General features: G+C 36.3%; 19 protein-coding genes, 1 tRNA gene and 1 other annotated feature. Of the genes, 17 read left to right on the top strand and 3 right to left on the bottom strand.

What is annotated here, in order from left to right; all coding sequences use genetic code 11:
* Positions 1-34 precede the first annotated feature (34 nt).
* A complete protein-coding gene (locus IGL56_RS09670; protein ID WP_002381528.1) occupies positions 35-271 on the bottom strand; it encodes a hypothetical protein in 237 nt (78 codons plus the stop codon).
* Between the two features lie 158 nt (positions 272-429).
* Here IGL56_RS09670 and IGL56_RS09665 point away from each other — a divergent pair.
* Positions 430-502, top strand: a tRNA-Thr gene (locus IGL56_RS09665).
* Between the two features lie 49 nt (positions 503-551).
* On the opposite strand, the gene IGL56_RS09660 is transcribed toward IGL56_RS09665, so the two are convergent.
* Entirely contained in the window at positions 552-878 is a 327-nt protein-coding gene (locus tag IGL56_RS09660; protein ID WP_002356627.1) for an AzlD domain-containing protein, read from the bottom strand.
* Positions 865-1,572 carry an AzlC family ABC transporter permease gene (locus IGL56_RS09655; protein WP_002356628.1) on the bottom strand — a complete coding sequence of 236 codons (708 nt, stop codon included), beginning with the start codon at positions 1,570-1,572 and terminating at the stop codon, positions 865-867. The genes IGL56_RS09660 and IGL56_RS09655 overlap by 14 nt, the downstream gene beginning before the upstream one ends.
* A 213-nt stretch (positions 1,573-1,785) precedes the next feature.
* Between IGL56_RS09655 and IGL56_RS09650 the strand changes: the two genes are divergently transcribed.
* From IGL56_RS09650 to IGL56_RS09575, 16 genes are all read left to right on the top strand, one after another.
* Positions 1,786-2,337, top strand: coding sequence for a helix-turn-helix domain-containing protein (locus IGL56_RS09650; protein ID WP_002362234.1), 552 nt, complete (start codon positions 1,786-1,788; stop codon positions 2,335-2,337).
* Between the two features lie 112 nt (positions 2,338-2,449).
* Positions 2,450-3,781 carry a hypothetical protein gene (locus IGL56_RS09645; protein ID WP_002356631.1) on the top strand — a complete coding sequence of 444 codons (1,332 nt, stop codon included), beginning with the start codon at positions 2,450-2,452 and terminating at the stop codon, positions 3,779-3,781.
* 175 nt (positions 3,782-3,956) lie between these two features.
* Positions 3,957-8,264, top strand: a complete 4,308-nt coding sequence (locus tag IGL56_RS09640; protein WP_010816030.1) for a bacterial Ig-like domain-containing protein — start codon at positions 3,957-3,959, stop codon at positions 8,262-8,264.
* Between the two features lie 198 nt (positions 8,265-8,462).
* A complete protein-coding gene (locus IGL56_RS09635) occupies positions 8,463-9,164 on the top strand; it encodes a bacterial Ig-like domain-containing protein (protein WP_002356634.1) in 702 nt (233 codons plus the stop codon).
* Positions 9,165-10,601, top strand: coding sequence for a helix-turn-helix domain-containing protein (locus IGL56_RS09630; RefSeq protein ID WP_002356635.1), 1,437 nt, complete (start codon positions 9,165-9,167; stop codon positions 10,599-10,601).
* Positions 10,602-10,844: 243 nt separating this feature from the next.
* Entirely contained in the window at positions 10,845-12,032 is a 1,188-nt protein-coding gene (locus IGL56_RS09625) for an FtsW/RodA/SpoVE family cell cycle protein (RefSeq protein ID WP_002356636.1), read from the top strand.
* A 28-nt stretch (positions 12,033-12,060) separates the two neighbouring features.
* Positions 12,061-12,420: an arsenate reductase family protein gene (locus IGL56_RS09620; protein ID WP_002356637.1), complete on the top strand. Its 360-nt coding sequence runs from the start codon at positions 12,061-12,063 to the stop codon at positions 12,418-12,420.
* Between the two features lie 5 nt (positions 12,421-12,425).
* Positions 12,426-12,740, top strand: a complete 315-nt coding sequence (locus IGL56_RS09615) for a glycine cleavage system protein H (protein WP_075551716.1) — start codon at positions 12,426-12,428, stop codon at positions 12,738-12,740.
* Positions 12,741-12,793: 53 nt separating this feature from the next.
* Positions 12,794-13,041, top strand: a binding site (T-box leader).
* A 113-nt stretch (positions 13,042-13,154) separates the two neighbouring features.
* Positions 13,155-14,192 (top strand): methionine ABC transporter ATP-binding protein, encoded by a 1,038-nt coding sequence (locus IGL56_RS09610; protein ID WP_002356639.1) that lies wholly within the window; start codon positions 13,155-13,157, stop codon positions 14,190-14,192.
* On the top strand, positions 14,185-14,871 hold the full coding sequence (locus tag IGL56_RS09605; protein ID WP_002356640.1) for a methionine ABC transporter permease: 687 nt from the start codon (positions 14,185-14,187) through the stop codon (positions 14,869-14,871). Before IGL56_RS09610 ends, IGL56_RS09605 begins: the two co-directional genes overlap by 8 nt.
* Before the next feature lie 14 nt (positions 14,872-14,885).
* On the top strand, positions 14,886-15,704 hold the full coding sequence (locus tag IGL56_RS09600) for a MetQ/NlpA family ABC transporter substrate-binding protein (protein WP_002356641.1): 819 nt from the start codon (positions 14,886-14,888) through the stop codon (positions 15,702-15,704).
* Between the two features lie 346 nt (positions 15,705-16,050).
* A complete protein-coding gene (locus tag IGL56_RS09595; protein WP_002356646.1) occupies positions 16,051-16,866 on the top strand; it encodes an isoprenyl transferase in 816 nt (271 codons plus the stop codon).
* Complete coding sequence (locus IGL56_RS09590; RefSeq protein ID WP_002359680.1) at positions 16,863-17,663, top strand: phosphatidate cytidylyltransferase; 801 nt, start codon at positions 16,863-16,865, stop codon at positions 17,661-17,663. The genes IGL56_RS09595 and IGL56_RS09590 overlap by 4 nt, the downstream gene beginning before the upstream one ends.
* A 745-nt stretch (positions 17,664-18,408) precedes the next feature.
* A complete protein-coding gene (locus tag IGL56_RS09585; protein ID WP_002356648.1) occupies positions 18,409-19,059 on the top strand; it encodes a diphthine--ammonia ligase in 651 nt (216 codons plus the stop codon).
* A gap of 87 nt (positions 19,060-19,146) precedes the next feature.
* Positions 19,147-19,377, top strand: a complete 231-nt coding sequence (locus IGL56_RS09580; RefSeq protein WP_010816027.1) for a hypothetical protein — start codon at positions 19,147-19,149, stop codon at positions 19,375-19,377.
* 107 nt (positions 19,378-19,484) lie between these two features.
* The gene (locus tag IGL56_RS09575) at positions 19,485-20,216 is read left to right on the top strand and encodes an HAD family hydrolase (RefSeq protein ID WP_002385742.1); all 732 of its coding nucleotides are present in this window, start codon (positions 19,485-19,487) and stop codon (positions 20,214-20,216) included.
* Positions 20,217-20,218 lie beyond the last annotated feature (2 nt).

The raw sequence follows: 20,218 nt of genomic DNA, 5'->3' as shown, positions 1-20,218 counted from the left end.
AAAAGAGCGGGGGAAATTTCCCACGCTTGAAGAATTAAATCTTTTTCAATTGTTTGTAATTAATAACAATCACACCATTGCTGTGCACCATTAAGTGATTGTTTTTTTGCGTTTCGTCAATTTCGACGACAGCGGCATTTTTTAATTGTTTCGTAACAACGCCTGTTTGTGGCTGTCCGTGAACAAGAAAAGTAACATGGGTGTCAACGGCGAAATCCTTACCAGCATCCGATGGAACAACAGGAGTAACCATACCATTAAAATTTGACATACAAAAAACCATCCTTTCTTGATATCTCTATTATACCACATTTTCAGAAAAAAGTTTGTAAAGTCGCTATTTGGCTTATTTTAAAGAGATTTTGCATAAATAAATAACAAACAGACTTTACAAATAAAGTAGAAAGTCCTATAATAGATTTGTTTCAGGCCAGCTTAGCTCAGTTGGTAGAGCAACGCACTCGTAACGCGTAGGTCACAGGTTCGATCCCTGCAGCTGGCATCTAAAAAAACAAACAGGCACTACCAGATGGTAGTGCCTGTCTGTTTTTTTAGATAAAATTTTGGATTAGTGCAAATGAAGCAATGCCTACCAGTACAATAAGTAATAAGTTTTTAGAGAGTATTGCGGCTAAAATGGTAGGAAATGAAGCGAATAAATAAGGAAGATTGAGGCTTGGTAAATGCCCTATTCTTTGTTCAAATAAGCTACTAAACCATAAGGCTGACATAATCACAATGGGAACAAAACTTAGATATTCTAATAATTTCTGTGGCAGACTGATTTTTTTTAAAAGTAAAAATGGCAGTATTCTTGAAAGCCAGGTTGCAACGGTACAGCCTAAAATTGTTAAAAAGAGATACTCAGAAGAAGGCATGTTTTATCATCACTCCTATTCCACAACCGATTAACGTGACAACTAAGACAATTAAATTACTGGGAATAAAAATTAGACCAATAGACATCAACCCAAAAGTAATCAGGACCATGATGAGTTGTAAAGCGATTTTCATGGAACGATCACTAATTATCTGCAGATAGAGTAAACCAATGAACATAGCCACGACCGCAAACTCAAGACCTAATGCTTGAGGGTTTGCAATAAAGCGCCCTAGATAGGCACCGATGATCGTCGAAAAAACCCAAGTCGCATAGGAAATCAAATTGGCAGCATTAAACCACTCAAAACTTAAACGTCCTTTGGTATGGTTTAATTTATTCATTCCTAGTGCAAAACTTTCATCCGTCAGTAAGGTTCCCAACCAGAGATTTTTACCGAGAGATTCGGCTTTAAAGTAAGGCGCAATGGTCATTCCCATAAGAATCATACGCGCATTTACTAAGAAAGTCGCTAACACAATAGATAAGATAGGGCTGCCGCCAGTCAACATACTAACTGTTACAAACTGAGCAGATCCTGCAAAAATAAAAAACGACATCGCACTAACAATCAGAGGGGAAAAACCTGCTGCTTGTCCTACGATACCAAAAGCAATGCCAATACCAATATAGCCAAAAACCGTTGGCAAGGCTTCACGAATGCCAGTGCGTGCATCTAATTGGTGGTTCATTCTCTTTTTTTCCTTCTTTCTGTATAAAATTTAAACACGTGTGTCTGAAAATCTAGACCTTCGATAATAAGACACAACGAGCGAATGAGCGTTTTCATTATTAACCACTCCTTTTGAACAACTAAGATATATATTGTATAATACAATAAAGAATACTTTTGTTCAATATATTAAACTTTTGGATGATAAAAAGAAACAGAAGGAGCAACTATTTTGGAGATTAATACAATTATTGGCAATAATTTAAAAAAAATTAGACAAGAAAAAAAACTTACGTTAGATGAACTAGCTGGGATAACCGGAGTGAGTAAAGGGATGCTTTCGCAGATTGAAAAAGGAACCACCAATCCTACCATAAATACAATTTGGAAAATAAGTAATGGACTCAATGTTCCATATACGTATTTATTAGAAGATGACTATGTTAAAGAAAATCCCGTGGTTAAAAAAACTGAGACGGTAACACAACATTCTGAAGATCACTCCTATCGAGTCTTTAATTACTACTCGGACAACCAGGAAAGAAACTTTGAACTCTTTCAGTTTGAATTAGATCCAGGGAAAAAGTATCAAGCTGTTGGGCATTCAAAACGTTCGACAGAATATGTCATGGTTATTCAAGGAGCATTAGCTCTTGAAGTGGGCGGTCAGAGATACCTTCTTCCAAAAGACGCCGCTATGTATTTTGATGCTAATCAAGTACACACGTATATAAATGACGGAACAGAGAAAGTCCAAGCAGTCGTCATTAACTATTATACGTAACAGTGGAAAATAAACATTAGAAAATTGCTGCATCTGTTATTTTATGGACAAAAAAAGTAAACAATGCTACCCTAAAAATAATAGAAAATGAAAGATAAAAGAAGAGGTCAAAATGAATAAAAAAATTGAAAGTCTTGGTAATACAGCATTAAGTTTACTAAGTAATACGATTATTGTTGTGCCTTATTTACTTTACATTCAATTGAGTGATGGACACAACCTTCTAACAATTTTACCATTTGTCTTATTTTATACATTGCGTATGACAGGCATTTTTCTAGTTCGAGGAATTAATTTGTCTTTGACTAGTCTAGGTCTACTAAAGATTTCTCTATTGTTAGGCTTGGCAGGATCCTTAATTGGGATCGCCGGCGCTTTTTCTTTCCCGCTTTATAGTATTTCAGGAATGTTGTTAGGACTTAGTGGGGCGTTGTTGCCACCAAGTAATCAATCAATTCGCTTTTTCTTGAAAGAAGAAGGTCAAAAAATCAGTCACAGCAATCTTTTAACGACAGTCTTATTGACCGCTGTTTTATTTGGCGCTTTATTTTTTAAAGCGACTGAGATTGGACTGGCGTTATTGGTGTACGCGCTCTATTTTCTGGTTGCTTTAGTAGCAATCAAGAGCTATCCTGTTTCATTAAACGAGCTAGAAGAAGAATCAGCAGAAGTTTCACGAAAAGAATTAATTCTGTTTGTTATCTTTTTTGTGTTATTACTTTTATTAAGAAGTGGTCGCTTATTAACGAATGCGGTGGAATTTGATTATGCGATTGTTGGCGCCTGCTGTTTCTTTGTGGTGGCTGTCCTTTTCGTTAGTCATTATGGCAAACGCGGCGCATATAAAGTATCATTAGAAATGAATCTTGCGACCTTGATTAACGGGATTGTCGGGAACTATTTATTTTTATTTGGCTCCATTTATGTTGCAGGGGTTTATGGCAGAGCTCATATGGGCATCTATCTCTATTTACCTTATGTTTTAGGGATGATTTTTGCAATGATTGTAGCTAGTAAAACGAAACAATGGTCAAACAACATACCAATGGTTGGTCTGGCGGGAAGTTTGGGAATATTACTTCTTACCTCGTGGACTATTTTAGGCCTGTTTCTCTTGAGTTTTTTCAAAAGCACATTGAATAGCTTTTTAGCTAGGCGATATTATCAAGAGACAGATTTGCCAAAAGATAGCCGCATCTTTATCAAATACACAACACAAACAAAAGGGAGTTTATTCCATCAATTTATTTTGATGGCGCTTATGTTAGTCACTGTAGTAGGCAAAGGTGGCACGACACAATTTTTATTAGAATTGACTGGCGGCAAAGGCATTTCAATGCAAACAAGTCAATTTTTAACTTTAATTAAAAATAGTAACTCGCTCTTAGTGTTATTGTTTATTGCAGTTTATTTCGTGGTCGTTTTTCGTCAAAAGAAACGATAATTTACAAATATTAATAAAAAAATACTTGGAAAAACAGTGATTGTGGCTGATTTTCCAAGTATTTTTTTATGAAAAGATGTTTTTTTTTTTTGAAGATTCAAAAAAAATTAATCAATTGTTTCATTTTTAACAAGCTATTATTAGGTTATATGAATTTTATTGAAAGGGGATTAGTATGAAGAAAAAAACTTTTTCTTTTGTGATGTTGAGTATACTTCTCGCACAAAATTTCGGGTTTGCCGTAAATGCCTATGCTGTAACAACGACAGAAGCACAAACAGAGACCACTGATACAGCAAAAAAAGAGGCAGAGTTATCGAACTCAACACCATCTTTACCTTTAGCAACAACGACTACTTCAGAAATGAATCAACCAACTGCAACAACTGAATCGCAAACCACAGAGGCGAGCACAACAGCTTCCAGTGATGCTGCTACACCATCTGAACAACAAACAACGGAGGACAAGGACACCTCACTTAATGAAAAAGCCCTACCAGATGTTCAAGCGCCAATTACAGATGAACTACTTGACAGTATGAGTCTTGCGCCGATTGGTGGAACAGAATACAGCCAAACAGAGGTTCACCGCGAATTAAATACAACACCGGTAACCGCTACGTTCCAATTTGCTGTTGGAAACACAGGTTATGCACCTGGATCAGTTTATACAGTTCAATTACCAGAACATTTAGGTTATTCAACTGTTAGCGGAGATGTGACGGGCATTGGCGCAACTTGGGCAGTCGATGCGGCAACCAAAACATTAAGTATTACGTTTAATCAACGAGTTTCAGATACTTCCTTTAAAGTAGAATTAAAAAGTTATCTAACAACAGAGGCGGAACCATTAATCAAAATTGAAACTCCAGGAAAAAATAAAAAAACCTACTCGTTTGATTTATATGAACAAGTGGAACCAATTCAATATAACGAACGAACCAGAACGACGGGGTTAGATGGCGAAATTTTTTATAATTTAGACCGGACGTTAACTGGCAATCAAACATTAGAATTATTGACAACAGAGACACCAGGCGCTGTCTTTGGAAAACAAGATAACTTGGAACCTCAAGTTTTCAGTTACGATGTCGACATTAATGGTCAAATTTTACCAGAAACGCAAACCCTGTTAACACCTGGCAAAGATTATACATTAAGCGATAATTCACTCGGGCGGATTGCTGTAACTGTTCCAAACATGAATCAACAAAAAGCCTATTCTTTATCGATTAATCGGACAATTTATTTAGAGAGTGTTTCGGACTACAGTTATTCATTTTATCAGCAATATCCAACAACCAAGTTAGGTTCTCTTTCGTTAAAAAGTACGACAGGAACGAATAAAACAACCGATTTTACTGCTAAGACGAGTCAAACAAGTAAAGTAATTGCTGATCGTGAAATGCGTAGTATGTCCTATATCAGTTTTCAAAGCAAAGGGAAATATTATGTAACAATTTATGGCACGTTAACAGAAACAAAAGTGGGTCAACAAATCGTATTAGAGAGTACAAACGGTCAAGAAATTAAGAATCCTAAATTTACGGCGTATGGTCCTTTATATGAAAATGTAAAATTGGAAGACTATTTTGATATTAAAACTGAAGGTGGCAAGCTTACCTTAACGGCCACAAAAGATAGCTATTTAAGAATAAATATTTCTGATTTAACAATGGATTTTGACAAGAAGGACATTAATCTATCATTAAGTACACCTGTAATTGGTCCCGATAAAGCCATTCAGTTACTATCCGATCAATACGTGGAGCCAATCGCTATGTTAAATCCTACGAATGCGGAAGCGACATGGGGAAATTATGATCGAAACGGTGCTTATATGAGTGATACCGAAATTGCTGTAGCAGGTAGTAAGGCCAACCCCATTGAAAATTTAGAGATTAAAATAAAACATCCGCAATATCTATCTGTTAGAGCCACAAAAGATATTTATTTTTCATATTATGTTTTAGGGAAAGATTATACAGTCACACCAACCTCAGATGGTTCGATCATTAAGTTCACTACGCCAATTACAAATGAGCTTGAAATTCCAATTGGCTTTAATTACGTGCCAGATAGTTTACCAAAAGATAAAAGTATTCCTTTTGATAAAATTCCTGTGACAATGAGTGCTGATGGCATTTCCCCTATCGAAACAGAAGTAAATACCAATCGACACATTGGTTCAGAACGAACACTTCAAAGTAGTAAAAATCAATTCCTTGTCAATGCACGAAATGATTCTTTTGACTCACTAAGCGTCCGTACAAAAATTCCAGCTGGCGCCGATGTTCTTTTTGACATTTATGATGTTTCAAACGATCAGGTAGATTCAATTTATCCACAATACTGGGACCGCGGTCAATACTTTGATAAACCAATGACGCCAAACAGCCCTGGATATCCAACGATTACTTTTGACGAAAATACCAATAGTTACACGTTTGATTTTGGAAAAACCAACAAACGTTACATTATTGAGTATAAAAACGCCAATGGCTGGATCGACGTGCCAACTCTTTCTATAACAGGGACAGCTAAAGAACCACAATCGAATAATAATGAAGGGTCTGCTTCGGTTTCTGTTCAAAATGAAGCGTTAGACATTTTGAGTGCAACACAAGCGGCGAATCCAACATTAAAAAATGTAACAAAAACAACAGTAACAACAAAAAATATTGATAATAAAACACATCGTGTGAAAAATCCAACGATTGAATTAACACCAAAAGGCACAACCAATGCTCAAATCGATTTGAATTCTATTACCGTGAAAGGCGTGCCAGAAGATGCTTATTCATTAGAGAAGACTACAAACGGTGCGAAAGTCATTTTTAAAGACTATACATTGACAGAAAACATTACGATTGAATACAATACGGTCTCTGCAAACGCTGGACAAATCTATACAGAAACAACAATCGACTCTGAAACATTGGACCAGATGTCTGCTAACAAGAAAAAAGTCACCACTGCACCAATCACATTGAAATTCTCAGAAGGCGATGCGGAAGGTATTGTTTATTTAGCAACTGCCACATTCTATACGCATAACATAGAGGATGAAAACCAAGCAATTGCGAAGGTTTCTTTTGAACTAATTGATAATGTCACGCATACAGCAACCGAATTTACAACAGATGAAAAAGGTCAATACTCCTTTGATGCCATCATGACAGGTGATTATACTTTGCGAGTAACGAATGTACCGCAGGAATATTCCGTGGATGAAGAGTATTTGACAGGCAAAGCCATTAAGCTGGTCAAAGGAGACAACCAACTAAAAATTCCATTAACTAAAACAATTGATCACAGTCGCTTACAAGTCAAAGATACAACGATTTATGTGGGAGATTCATGGGAAGCAGAAGAGAACTTTGTTTCAGCGACAGATAAAACAGGTCAAGACGTTCCCTTCGAAAAAATCACTGTTTCAGGTCAAGTTGATAACACCAAAGCGGGCATTTACCCAATCATTTACAGTTACGAAGGTAAAGAAGAAACAGCCCATGTGACCGTCAAAGCCGACCAGTCTAAGTTAGAGGTCAAAGATACAACAATTTATGTGGGTGATAAATGGGAAGCAGAAGATAACTTCGTTTCCGCGACAGACAAAACAGGTCAAGACGTTCCGTTTGAAAAAATTGATGTTCAGGGAACAGTGAATGTTGATAAAATAGGCGATTATGAAATTGTCTATAAAAATGGCACAAAAGAAGCGAAAGCAATCGTTCATGTCCGTGATGATAGTCGTTTACAAGTCAAGGATACAACGATTTATGTCGGCGATTCATGGAAACCAGAAGAGAACTTTGTTTCAGCAACAGATAAAACAAGTCAAGATGTCCCATTCGAAAAAATCACTGTTTCAGGTCAAGTTGATACTAGCAAAGCAGGCGTTTATCCAATCGTATACAGTTACGAAGGTAAAGAAGAAACAGCCCATGTGACCGTCAAACCCGACCAATCTAAGTTAGAGGTTAAAGATACAACGATTTATGTTGGTGATTCGTGGAAACCAGAAGATAATTTCGTTTCAGCGACAGATCGTGACGGTCATGCTATATCCTTTGATAAGGTTCAAGTAAAAGGGGAAGTTGATACAAAGAAAACAGGAGAGTACCAGATTTCCTATACCACTGAGCCAGTTAATGAAACCAAACCAGCTGTGCAGTCACGACTTTTCTCAATGTTTTCAAACGAAACACCTCGTCAATTGATGACAGTAGCAACTGTTCATGTGATTGATCGTAATCCTACACCACTACCAGATAAAAATGAGAACAACCAGACTAGTTCCTCAACGAATCAAACCACGATAAAACGTAGTCAGTATGTCACACATATTGTGAAACCTGACAAGCAAGGACGTTATCCAAAAACGGGAGAACAAACTAATGGTCTATATCGTGTGCTAGGACTTGTTGTGTTACTTATTGTGATTATTAGTGGTATAGTCATCAAGAAGAAACGAAAATAATTAAATGAGCGTGGGGCAAAAGTTTAAAGTAACTTTTGTTCCACGCTTAAAAGATGAATAAGTGCATGAATGAGGGTAGCTGTTTCCTTGGAAAATAGGAAGTTTTACAAGTGACTTTTATTTTAAGAACACCTATTAGCAGGTTTTTCTGTTAAGATAGTTATTTTTATGAAATAGTTTGGAGGAATAATAAACGAGATGAACCAGCGAACTATTTATTATGGTAGTATCGGCACAGCCTTATTTCTTTCTTCAGGAATGTTGATTGCTTCAGTGAATAGCTATGCAAACGAAGCGACAACACCAGGCAAATACACCGTGACTTATGAAGTGGATGGCAAAATTGAAACAGCAACCATTACGGTCAAAGAAAATCAAACGGAACTTAAATTAAAAGACACGTTTTTAGGAGTTAATCAAGCATGGTCACCCTTAGACAATGTCGTTTTTCTAAAAGATAAAGAGGGTCGCCCTTTAAATTTAGAAAATGTAATTATAGAAAATAATGTAAATACTCAAAAAGTAGGCCTTTATTTTGTAACCTTCCGTTACGAGTCATACCTTTCTATTGCGAAGGTGTATGTCAACCCTACTAATTTTGCTGCAGAGGGGAATATGCTTGCAGAGCTTCCTTATAGTCAAGCAATGATTGGCCCAGAAAGACCAATTATTGCCTCGAGACAGGACAAGGAGCAACAAACAAAACAGGAGAAAAAGAAAAATAAAATTGAACAGGAACGAGTAAATAAAAAGGTGCTGTTAAATGATGAGTTGTTGAAAAAAATAGATACGATAGCCCCAGTGGAAATTACTGGAGGAGCGGCAAGTGGGTCCTCTCAATTTGGCACCACTTTAAGCTTCCTGTCAGGCTCACTTTTGTATGGAACAAGGAGAGTTTAAATGGAATTCTTGTTATTAGATGATCGGGAAAATTTAAAATTAGCGATTATTAGAAAGTTAGAGCAACAATATTCATTTTCTGAACGAAAAGATCGTTTATGTAAGCAATTAGCTATTTCTCCTTATTTGCTAGAACGGAACATAACAGAAATCAATGCAGATTTGCAACGCTTTGGTCTGATTAATGAGATGGAAATCAGTGAAAAAAATAATGAAATTTTGTTATCTCAAAGCCTTCGTATTTCTTCAAGTATTATTGAAGAATATTATTTAAAAGACTCGTTAGAATTTAATCTATTAAAAACGATTTTCTTTCATCAGTTTACCTCAATCAAAAAATACGGTGAAAAGCACGGGATGAGTCGAACGGTTGTATACAAAATTGTTGACCATATCCGGAAAGAATTAGGTCAATACGGTATTAAGTTATCCAAAAATTTACAACTTAGCGGCAATGAAATGGCGATTAGACAATATTTTACTATGCTCTATTACCGAATTTACAAAGATTCTGAAGAATTATATAATCAAACAGATCTTCGCGCAGTGAACCAATTATTGGCTCAATTGAAAGGCTCTTATGAAAATATCACTAATTTTCATTTATTTAAACATTATGTATTGGTGGCGTTAGAACGAACGCAAAGAAAAGCTAATTATTTTTTATCCCAAGAAGAAAATCCATTCGCTTTTGATGAAGAAAGTTCGATTTATCAAGAAATTCAAAGTTGGATCAACGAAGTGATGAAGGCGACTCATGCAGAGAAAAACGCAGAAATTCAAGGGATTATCGGCAATTTATCGGTCTATCAAAGTGAACTTATTTCGGAACATTTGCTGAGTTCTCACAATGAGGCAATTACGGCTACGAAAACATTATTCTTTTCTTATATGCCGTTTACAATTTCGGACGAAGAATTTTATCAAGAAATTGTTCCGATTATTTATCAACATCGTTTTATTACACCGTTTATCGATATCACCTTACGAATTATGGATTTAGAATTTTTTCAGGAACGCTACCCAATTGTTTTTAATAGCTGTCGTCAGTTTTTATTTGCGTTGGATTGCTCGGCGTTTGAGTTTAGTAAGCTTTCTTTATTTTTTGATTTGCTATTAGTGTTATCCCGTCTTTATGACCAAAGGAATGAAAAAAGCACGATCAATCTTTATGTGAATTTTACGCAAGGAGAAAAATATACTCAGTTTATCAAAGAACAAATCAAAATATTCGAATCTTTCAGCATTCACTTTCATTCAGCGATTCGACCAGATACTGATTTAGTAGTTTCGGATTATTTACCAAAAACGTTATTTTCAGTAAAATGTTTAATTTGGCTAGCGCCCCCGCGAGCCAGTGACTGGCAAAATTTTGGCAACGAAATTGTCCGAATTAATAAAGAGCTACAACAAACGAAACAAAGAAAAAGCGAATAAAAACAGTCGCAACGTGTTTTAGTTGCGACTGTTTTTTGTTACTGAATGTTTATAGTAAACTTTCTCATTATCACTGATGTGAAAAATTTTAAATAAAAGCCAAATAGGATTGAAGAAAAAGAAAAAATTGCTAGTGAAGGACCAATTCTCTAAAGTTTTTCTCAAATATAGTAGAATTCCTTTCTTTTCTTCTGTGAGAAAGATATAATAAAAAACGTATGAACAAAGGAAAAGGGATGACGAATGAATAGAAAAGAGAAAACAAATTTAGATAGTCGAATTGATTACGGCGTGATATTACCAGTTTTTCTTTTATCACTAATTGGTATGCTATCGCTTTACGTAGCGCTTTACAATGATCCAAGCAAACCTAAAATTGGTAGCTTGTTAATGAAACAAGGACTGTGGTATTTAGTCGGAGGATTAAGTATTGTCATTATTATGCATTTTAGCTCAAAATTACTCTGGCGGTTAACGCCCGTTTTTTATGCACTTGGATTAGTATTAATGGGATTACTACTGAAATTCTATGACCCCGTGCTAGCAGAGCAAACAGGTTCTAAAAACTGGATTCGCTTTGGTGGCACCACATTCCAACCATCGGAATTGATGAAGATTGCGTTTATTTTGATGTTGGCCTATATAGTGACCATGCATAATGTTAAATATGTGGACCGAACACTCAAAAGCGACTTTTGGCTAATCGCTAAAATGCTATTAGTCGCGATTCCGGTAATTGTTTTAGTACTTTTACAAAAAGACTTCGGGACGATGTTAGTTTTCTTAGCCATTTTTGGGGGAGTTTTCTTAATGTCTGGCATTACTTGGAAAATTATTGTGCCAGTTTTTATTTTAGCTGCTCTAGTGGGGGCAGGAACTATTTACTTGATTACAACAGAAACAGGTAGAGATTTATTGTCTAAGTTAGGGGTCGAAGCCTATAAATTTGATCGGATTGATTTATGGCTAAATCCTTTCCATACAGATCCAGATCGCTCATTCCAACCAGCGCTAGCATTAACAGCAATTGGTTCTGGAGGCCTTTTCGGAAAAGGCTTTAACGTGAGTGATGTGTATGTCCCTGTTCGTGAGTCAGATATGATTTTTACAGTTGTTGGTGAAAACTTTGGCTTTATTGGTGGCTGTTTCATTATTTTGTTGTATTTTATTTTAATCTACCGCATGATCCGCGTTTGTTTTGATACAAATAATGAATTCTATGCCTACATTGCCACAGGAATTATCATGATGATTTTGTTCCATGTTTTTGAAAACATTGGAGCGAATATTGGTTTACTACCATTAACTGGGATTCCATTACCGTTTATTAGTCAAGGTGGTTCTTCCATTTTAGGTAACATGATTGGGGTGGGCTTAATTATGTCCATGCGTTACCAACAAGAAACGGTTCGTACCAGAAGTGGTCGTTAAAGAAAGAAGAAAGAAAGAAGGGGTAGAAATGTACACACTTTATGAATATCCTAAATGCTCAACTTGTAAAAAAGCGAAAGCGTGGTTAGATCAACAAGACGTTAAATACCAAGCAATTGATATTAAAGCGACACCGCCTAGTAGTGAACAACTAGCAAAATGGATGAAAGAAACCGGCTTGCCTGTTCGTCGTTTTTTTAACACAAGTGGGGTTTTATATAGAGAACAAGGCTTAAAAGATCTTGTTGACAGTTTTTCTATTGAAGAAGCAAGTCAGCGTTTAGCTGCGGATGGCATGTTGATTAAGCGTCCAATTCTCTTAAAAGACAATACATTTCTAACGAATGGTTTTAAAGAAGCAGATTACGAAGGAGTGCTTGGAAAATGAGTGAAATGAAACAAATCGATCAATTATGGATCTTACCAACAGAAGCAGGTTATAAAATTGGTTTAACCGCCGAAACCCAAGAGGATTTAGGGAAGATTACTTTTGCGACATTTCCCAAAGTCGGACAAACATTAGCTAAAGGTGATTCTTTAATTGAATTAGAAGCAGAAAAAGCAGTCAGTGAATTCAGTAGTCCATTATCTGGTAAGGTAGTTGCGATTAATGAAGCGGCTGATCAAGAGCCGAGTGCGTTAGATGAAGAAAATGCCTGGATTGCTGTTTTAGCAGATGTTGAACCAACAGAATTTGAAAATCTTTAGTCTTACGTTGACAAGGCCAATGTTTATTGCTATAATTTTCTCAATCTAATCAAAAGAAAGCTTTGAAAAGAAGAGTACATGTTAAGGACGTTTGAAGAGAGCCCTGTTTGCTGAGAATGGGTAACAGATTTAAGATGGAAGATGGTCTTTGAGCAGAGTAAGTGAGCGAAGCAGTGAACTTACTACGGGGCGCCCGTTACAGCCAACGGTATGCGAAGAATCAAGTACCGTATGAGGTTATTATTGAGAAATAATAGCGAATTAAGGTGGTATCACGAAATGACAAACTTTCGTCCTTTTTGCTGTAATAGCAAAAGGATGGAAGTTTTTTTGTTTTTATTAAGCAAATTCGTTTCATAAAAAGTGCGAAACCTTCAAAATAAGAAAGTAGAACAGAAAGAAGAGGAGAACAAAATGGCATTAATTGAATTACGTCATGTAAAAAAAGAGTTTTCCGGTAAAGCGGGTAAAGTCACGGCTTTAAAAGATATTGATTTAACGGTTGAATCTGGTGATATTTATGGCATTATTGGCTATTCGGGTGCAGGAAAAAGTACGTTGGTTCGCTTATTGAATGGACTTGAAACACCTACAGAAGGTGAAGTAGAAATTCAAGGACAAGATATTGCATTGTTGCCAAATAAAGAACTACGAAACTTCCGTAAAAAAATTGGGATGATCTTTCAACATTTTAATTTATTATGGTCACGGACGGTCCTAGAAAATATCATGCTCCCATTGGAAATTGCTGGCGTTCCAAAACAAAATCGGAAAAGCCGCGCAGAAGAGTTAATCAAGTTGGTTGGTTTAGAAGGACGGGAAACCGCCTACCCAAGTCAACTCTCTGGTGGGCAAAAGCAACGAGTGGGGATTGCCCGTGCCTTAGCTAACAATCCTGACATTTTGCTTTGTGATGAAGCAACGAGTGCTTTGGATCCGCAGACAACTGATGAGGTGCTAGAATTACTACTAAAAATCAACCAAGAATTAAATTTAACGGTTGTATTAATTACCCACGAAATGCACGTGATTCGTAAAATTTGTAATCGCGTAGCTGTGATGGAATATGGTGAAATTGTTGAAGAAGGTAAAGTGATCGATATTTTCAAAAAGCCTCAAACAGAAATTGCGAAACGCTTTATCCAACAAGAAGCGGATAAAAACATTGAAGAAACGGAACTGGTTGTTGAAGAAATGTTGGAACAATATCCGAATGGAAAAATTGTTCGCCTACTTTTCCACGGCGAACAAGCGAAATTGCCAATTATCTCGCATATTGTCCAAGAATATCAAGTAGAAGTCAGTATTATTCAAGGGAACATTCAGCAAACAAAGCAGGGTGCAGTGGGTTCTCTTTATATTCAATTATTAGGCGAAGAGCAAAATATTCTAGCAGCCATTGAAGGATTACGTAAACTTCGTGTAGAAACAGAGGTGATTGGAAATGAATAATCGTGGCTTAGCAAGTTTCTTTGATTTTTCCCAAATTGATATAAGTAAACTACAAGAAAAAACGATTGAAACACTTTATATGACAGGGATTTCAATCATAGTGGTCGCCATTTTAGGGCTGATTTTAGGACTACTACTTTTTGAAACGTCAGGCAGAAAAGGGATTTTGAGCCGATTACTGTATTGGCTAGTGGCCATTTTTGTAAATATTTTCCGTTCGATTCCGTTTATTATCTTAATCGTTCTGTTAATTCCTTTTACAAAAATTATTTTAGGGAGTATGTCTGGTGTCAAAGGCTCCTTACCAGCATTGATTATTTCCGCAGCACCTTTTTATGCTCGCATGGTCGAAATTGCTTTTCGTGAAGTCGATAAAGGCGTGATTGAAGCAGCCAAAGCAATGGGGGCCAATCGTTTCCAAATAATTTGGAAAGTTCTATTACCAGAAAGTCTGCCAGCGCTTGTTTCTGGCTTAACCGTTACAACCATTTCTTTAGTGGGCTACACTGCAATGGCAGCTGCTATTGGAGCGGGCGGTTTAGGAAGTTTGGCGTATCAAGATGGCTTCCAACGTGGTCAAAATACAGTTACCTTAGTAGCAACGATTTGTATCTTAATTATTGTCTTTGCGATTCAATGGCTTGGGGATACAGTCGCTAAAAAAATAGATAAACGATAAATGGAGGGAATAAGATGAAAAAACGTACATTATGGTCAGTAATTACTGTAGCAATAGCTGTCTTAGTTTTAGGGGCTTGCGGCAATAAAAAGAGTGATGACTCGGTCTTGAAAGTTGGGGCTTCACCGGTTCCACATGCAGAGATTTTAGAACATGTAAAACCTTTATTAGAAAAAGAAGGCGTAAAACTAGAAGTGACGACTTATACAGATTACGTGCTACCTAACAAGGCGTTGGAAAGTGGCGATATCGATGCCAACTATTTCCAACATGTGCCGTTCTTTAATGAAGCGGTTAAAGAAAATGATTATGACTTTGTGAATGCAGGTGCGATTCATTTAGAACCAGTTGGGCTTTACTCGAAAAAATACAAATCGTTACAAGAAATTCCTGATGGTTCAACGATTTACGTTAGCTCTTCTGTTTCAGATTGGCCACGTGTTTTAACGATTTTAGAAGATGCTGGTTTAATCACGCTGAAAGAAGGGGTAGACCGGACAACTGCTACTTTCGATGATATTGATAAAAATACTAAAAAGTTGAAATTCAATCATGAAAGTGATCCAGCAATCATGACCACTCTTTATGACAATGAAGAAGGGGCTGCGGTTTTAATTAACTCAAACTTTGCCGTGGATCAAGGATTAAATCCGAAAAAAGATGCGATTGCCTTAGAAAAAGAAAGTTCACCTTATGCTAATATTATTGCGGTTCGTAAAGAAGACGAAAACAATGAAAATGTAAAAAAATTAGTCAAAGTGTTACGTAGCAAAGAAGTTCAAGATTGGATTACAAAAAAATGGAACGGTGCCATTGTTCCAGTCAATGAATAAAAAGAAAATGACAATAGAATAAAAACTTGAGGTCGGGACAGGCGTGTTAAGCTTCAAGAAATAAGAAGAAAGTTCTGAAAGATGCTTTTTGTCTCTCAAGGACGTTCAGCTTATTTCCGAAGAAGCTGCTCCTGTCCCGTTGTTTATTTAAAATTTTAGAGCTAGGCAGATACATCATGTTGATTTACCTGCCAAGTCTAAGTTTTTTTCTTTTAAAAAAGACCATAAATGATAAAGTTACAAGGAATTTCTTAATTATCAGGAAAATTCAGGGACTATGCATAGGCATTTGCATTAGTTATTGTTATAATAATTAAGATAGATTTTTTGGAATGGAGGGAAAAAGATGTTACGTTTTTTTCCGCAAAAAAATAAATATGTAGAAGAAGCAAGCCAGTACGCCTTTGATAAAGAAGGCCAAATTCCGCAGCACATTGCCATTATTATGGACGGAAATGGCCGGTGGGCACAGAATCGAAGACTGCCGAGAATTGCTGGACATAAAGAAGGCATGGATACGGTTAAAAAAATAACGAAGCATGCTAGTCATTTAGGCGTTAAAGTTTTAACACTTTATGCATTTTCAACGGAAAATTGGAAGAGACCAACAGATGAAGTCAATTTCTTAATGCAATTGCCTGTTGATTTTTTTGATACATTCGTGCCTGAATTAATTAAGGAAAATGTTAAAGTCAATGTAATGGGCTACCAAGAGTTTCTACCAAGCCATACGCAAGATGCTGTTAAGCGCGCCATTGAGCAAACCAAGGACAATACGGGCATGGTTTTGAACTTTGCTTTAAATTATGGGGCGCGTGCGGAGCTACTAACTGCCATGAAACAGATTGCTGCAGAGGTTTCAGAAAAAACATATACGGCAGATGAGATTACAGAAGAAACAATCGCAGATCACTTAATGACTGGCTTTTTACCCACGGAACTTCGTGATCCAGAATTGTTGATTCGAACAAGTGGGGAAGAGAGAATTAGTAATTTCTTGCTATGGCAAATTGCTTATAGCGAGTTGTTTTTTACAAAAGCATTATGGCCTGATTTTTCAGGAGACACTTTAGAAACCGCGATTGCTTCTTTCCAAAATCGTAATCGTCGTTTTGGTGGTCTAAAAGAAACTACAGAAACAGAAGGGAGCGATCCGCAGTGAGACAACGTGTCATCACAGCTATCGTCGCATTAATCATCTTTATTCCAATTATCTGGTATGGTGGTTTTGCAATTGAGATTGCCGCTGTTGCTTTGGCAGTAGTCGGCGTGTACGAGTTATTCCGTATGAAAGGATTAACGTTATTAAGTTTTGAAGGTGTTTTATCAGCATTAGGGGCCGTTTTTTTAGTTATCCCGACAATTAAGTGGTTAAACTTTTTGCCGGAAATGCAAACAAATTTCATTTTATTTTATGTCACTGTAATGTTGTTGTTAGGTGCTTCGGTGATTTCTAAAAATACATATACGATTGAAGAAGCTGGCTTTCCAGTTATTGTCAGTTTATATGTAGGGATGGGGTTCCAGAACTTTATTAGTGCCCGTTCCGCAGGTTTTGAAGTCTTGTTATTTGCTTTATTCATTGTCTGGGCAACGGATATTGGTGCATATCTATTTGGACGCCGATTTGGTCGTCATAAATTGATGCCAGATGTTTCACCCAACAAGACAATAGAAGGTGCACTTGGCGGTATTTTATCAGCCGTCGTTGTAGCAGCGTTGTTTTTAGTTTTCACAGCTAATAAAGGGCTATTTCCTTATCCGATGCCGGTGATGCTCGTATTGACGGTTCTATTTTCTATAGTAGGGCAATTCGGTGATTTGGTTGAATCTTCTATCAAACGTCATTATGGCGTGAAAGACTCTGGTAACATCTTGCCAGGACATGGCGGTATTTTAGATCGTTTTGATAGTTTATTATTTGTTTTCCCAATTATGCACTTATGTGGATTATTTTAAATTGATTAACAAAAAATAAGCAAAAATCCAGAAGAGTCTCTCTTCTGGATTTTTACTGTTTATTGAGATAATGCGTGAAACACTGACAGGGTATGTTTGAGATAAGTTTAATTTTAAACATTCGGTGGTTTTACTCTTTAATTGACAATAGCCTTCTCTTTAAAGAGAAGGCTATCTAACGAATCAATATTATTATTTTAAAGTTGGATCAGACTATTTCTAGTATTCAAGTATTTTTCATTTAAGCGATGTATTCCCTACCTCTAATACATCCTTGTATCTCTCTAGACACGCCAGTTTTGAATAAAATCATCAAAACAATTGAATGGTTCGTTTAAAAATATTTTTCGTGTTCTAATTATTATAACATAAAACTCGTCAACTGACCACTAGCTGACGAGTTCATAATTTTTCCAGATAAATAGACAGCCGTTTTCCGCCGACTGTCTAAGATTAAGATAGATTTGTAAAGAAGTGAATAAATGCTTCCTACTATCTCTTTATAACATGAGGAAAAGAAAACTGCAAAAGATAGCTGTGTTTTTTGAAAAAAAGATCAGCTGGTTTCCGCCAGCTGATCATCCGTTGAAAAGAGATATAAAGAAGTGAATAAAGCTTGCTTTACCTCTATTTTATACCATGTTTTGATTCAAATAACTATTCAGTATTAGTTATACTTAAATAATAAATATGTATACGGATGTATTGTTTTGAGGTATAGTCATAGAGAAAAGAGGGAACGTTTATGAAAAAATTTTGTTTAAGTTATAGCTCTGGTAAAGATTGTTTATTGGCGATGGATCGATTGGTACAAGCAGGAAATCAGCCAGTTGCGTTAGTGACAACATTAAGTGATGAAATTAATCGTTCTTGGTTTCACGGCATACCAATCTCCGTCTTAGAAGCAGCGGCCGAAGCGTTAGATTTACCACTTGTTATATCACATAACAATGAAACAAATTACACAGAAAAAGTGGTTGAGGCACTGCATGAAACTAAAAAATTGGGTGCAGAAACGGTTTGTTTTGGCGATATAGATATTGAACAAAATGGTGCTTGGGATCGCCAAGTTGCATTAAGTGCTGGGCTTGAGCCACAATTACCTCTTTGGCAGGAGAATCGCGAAGCACTTGTCAAAGAATTCTTGGCAAAAGGATACACAGCAATTATCAAAACGGTCAGCAAAGAGGCAGGTATTCCAATAAAATTTTTAGGAAAACCGTTAGATGAAACATTTATCACGTACCTTAAAGAGCATCAATTAGATATTTGCGGAGAAAACGGGGAGTACCATACGTTGGTAATTGACGGCCCGCTATTTAAAAAGAGGCTCAATTATTATACTTCAGGAATTTATGAAAGTCCTTATGCTTATTCTTTGATTATTGATGCTTAAATGAAAGTAAAAGGACACAAGCTGCCACTTTTTCTAGGGATATGCTATAATTGACTTAAGAAAAGTAGAGAAAGTGAGTGGCTAATTATGGAAGAAACTGTCTTTTTTAATTTAGGAAATGCCCTTGCTTCAAAAAGAGATCAAAAAGAATTAATTAAAGAAGCCCAAATTGCGAAAGATACTCGAAAGATTCCAGGAAAACTGATTATCGTTGAAGATGAAGAAAATGGTACCCATATTTTATTTGAATTAGCTGATCAAACAGAACCGTCTACTGAAACAAAAGAATTCAAAGTGAAAAAAGTGATTGCTTTTTGATATTTTTTTACACAAATGATACAAAAAGAATATCAAAATCAAATAAATGATTAGTATACTTGAAGAAACAAATAGGAAGCAAAGCAAACGTTTTGAGGTGTTCTTTCATGGAAAATCGAGGAATTTTATTTGATAAAGATGGTACGTGTATTCGTTTTGACACTCTTTGGCAAGCAGGTTTGCAAGCTTGTTTTGAAACACTAAGTATGTTAGCCCCTCATCATTCAGCAGAAATAAAAAAGATATTAGCTATTCAGGAGCAACGTTTTTTGCAAAAACATTTACTTGATGAAGTCCTTTATCAGGAACTTTATCAGGAATTGGCGCAATTTGAGGAATTAGTCGAACAGGGAATCAGCAGTCGATGGCTGGAGCAATTTTTTTATGATTATTTACGAAAAAATCTGAAAAAGATTGAACCAATTGGTGATTTAAAACAGTTATTTCTTGAGCTAAAACGGAAGAACTATAAAATTGGATTAGCAACTTCAGATACTTTGCCAGCGACTATGTTGATTATGGAATATCTTGGTTTAACAGAAATGTTTGATTTTATTGCGACAGGAGATCGTTACTTACCGAAACCAGATGCGGACATGCTCCAAGCCTTTTGTCAGTCATGTCAATTGAAGTTGACAGAAGTAATTATGGTGGGGGATTCGCTCGTGGATGTTTTCATGGGAACTTGTCATGGCAAAGCAGGAATTGGTGTTTTAACCGGCAACTGCCAGTCAACTGATTTTGAAAATTTTGAAGTAGCTTATTTTCGTGATATCCATGAAATACCTTATCAAGAATTATGGGGAAATACCAAGAAGAAAAAAATCCTGAAAAGATGACG

Source organism: Enterococcus sp. DIV1316a (assembly GCF_050536915.1).
Classification (GTDB): Bacteria; Bacillota; Bacilli; order Lactobacillales; family Enterococcaceae; genus Enterococcus; species Enterococcus faecalis.
This window is presented reverse-complemented; position numbering and strand designations above follow the sequence as displayed.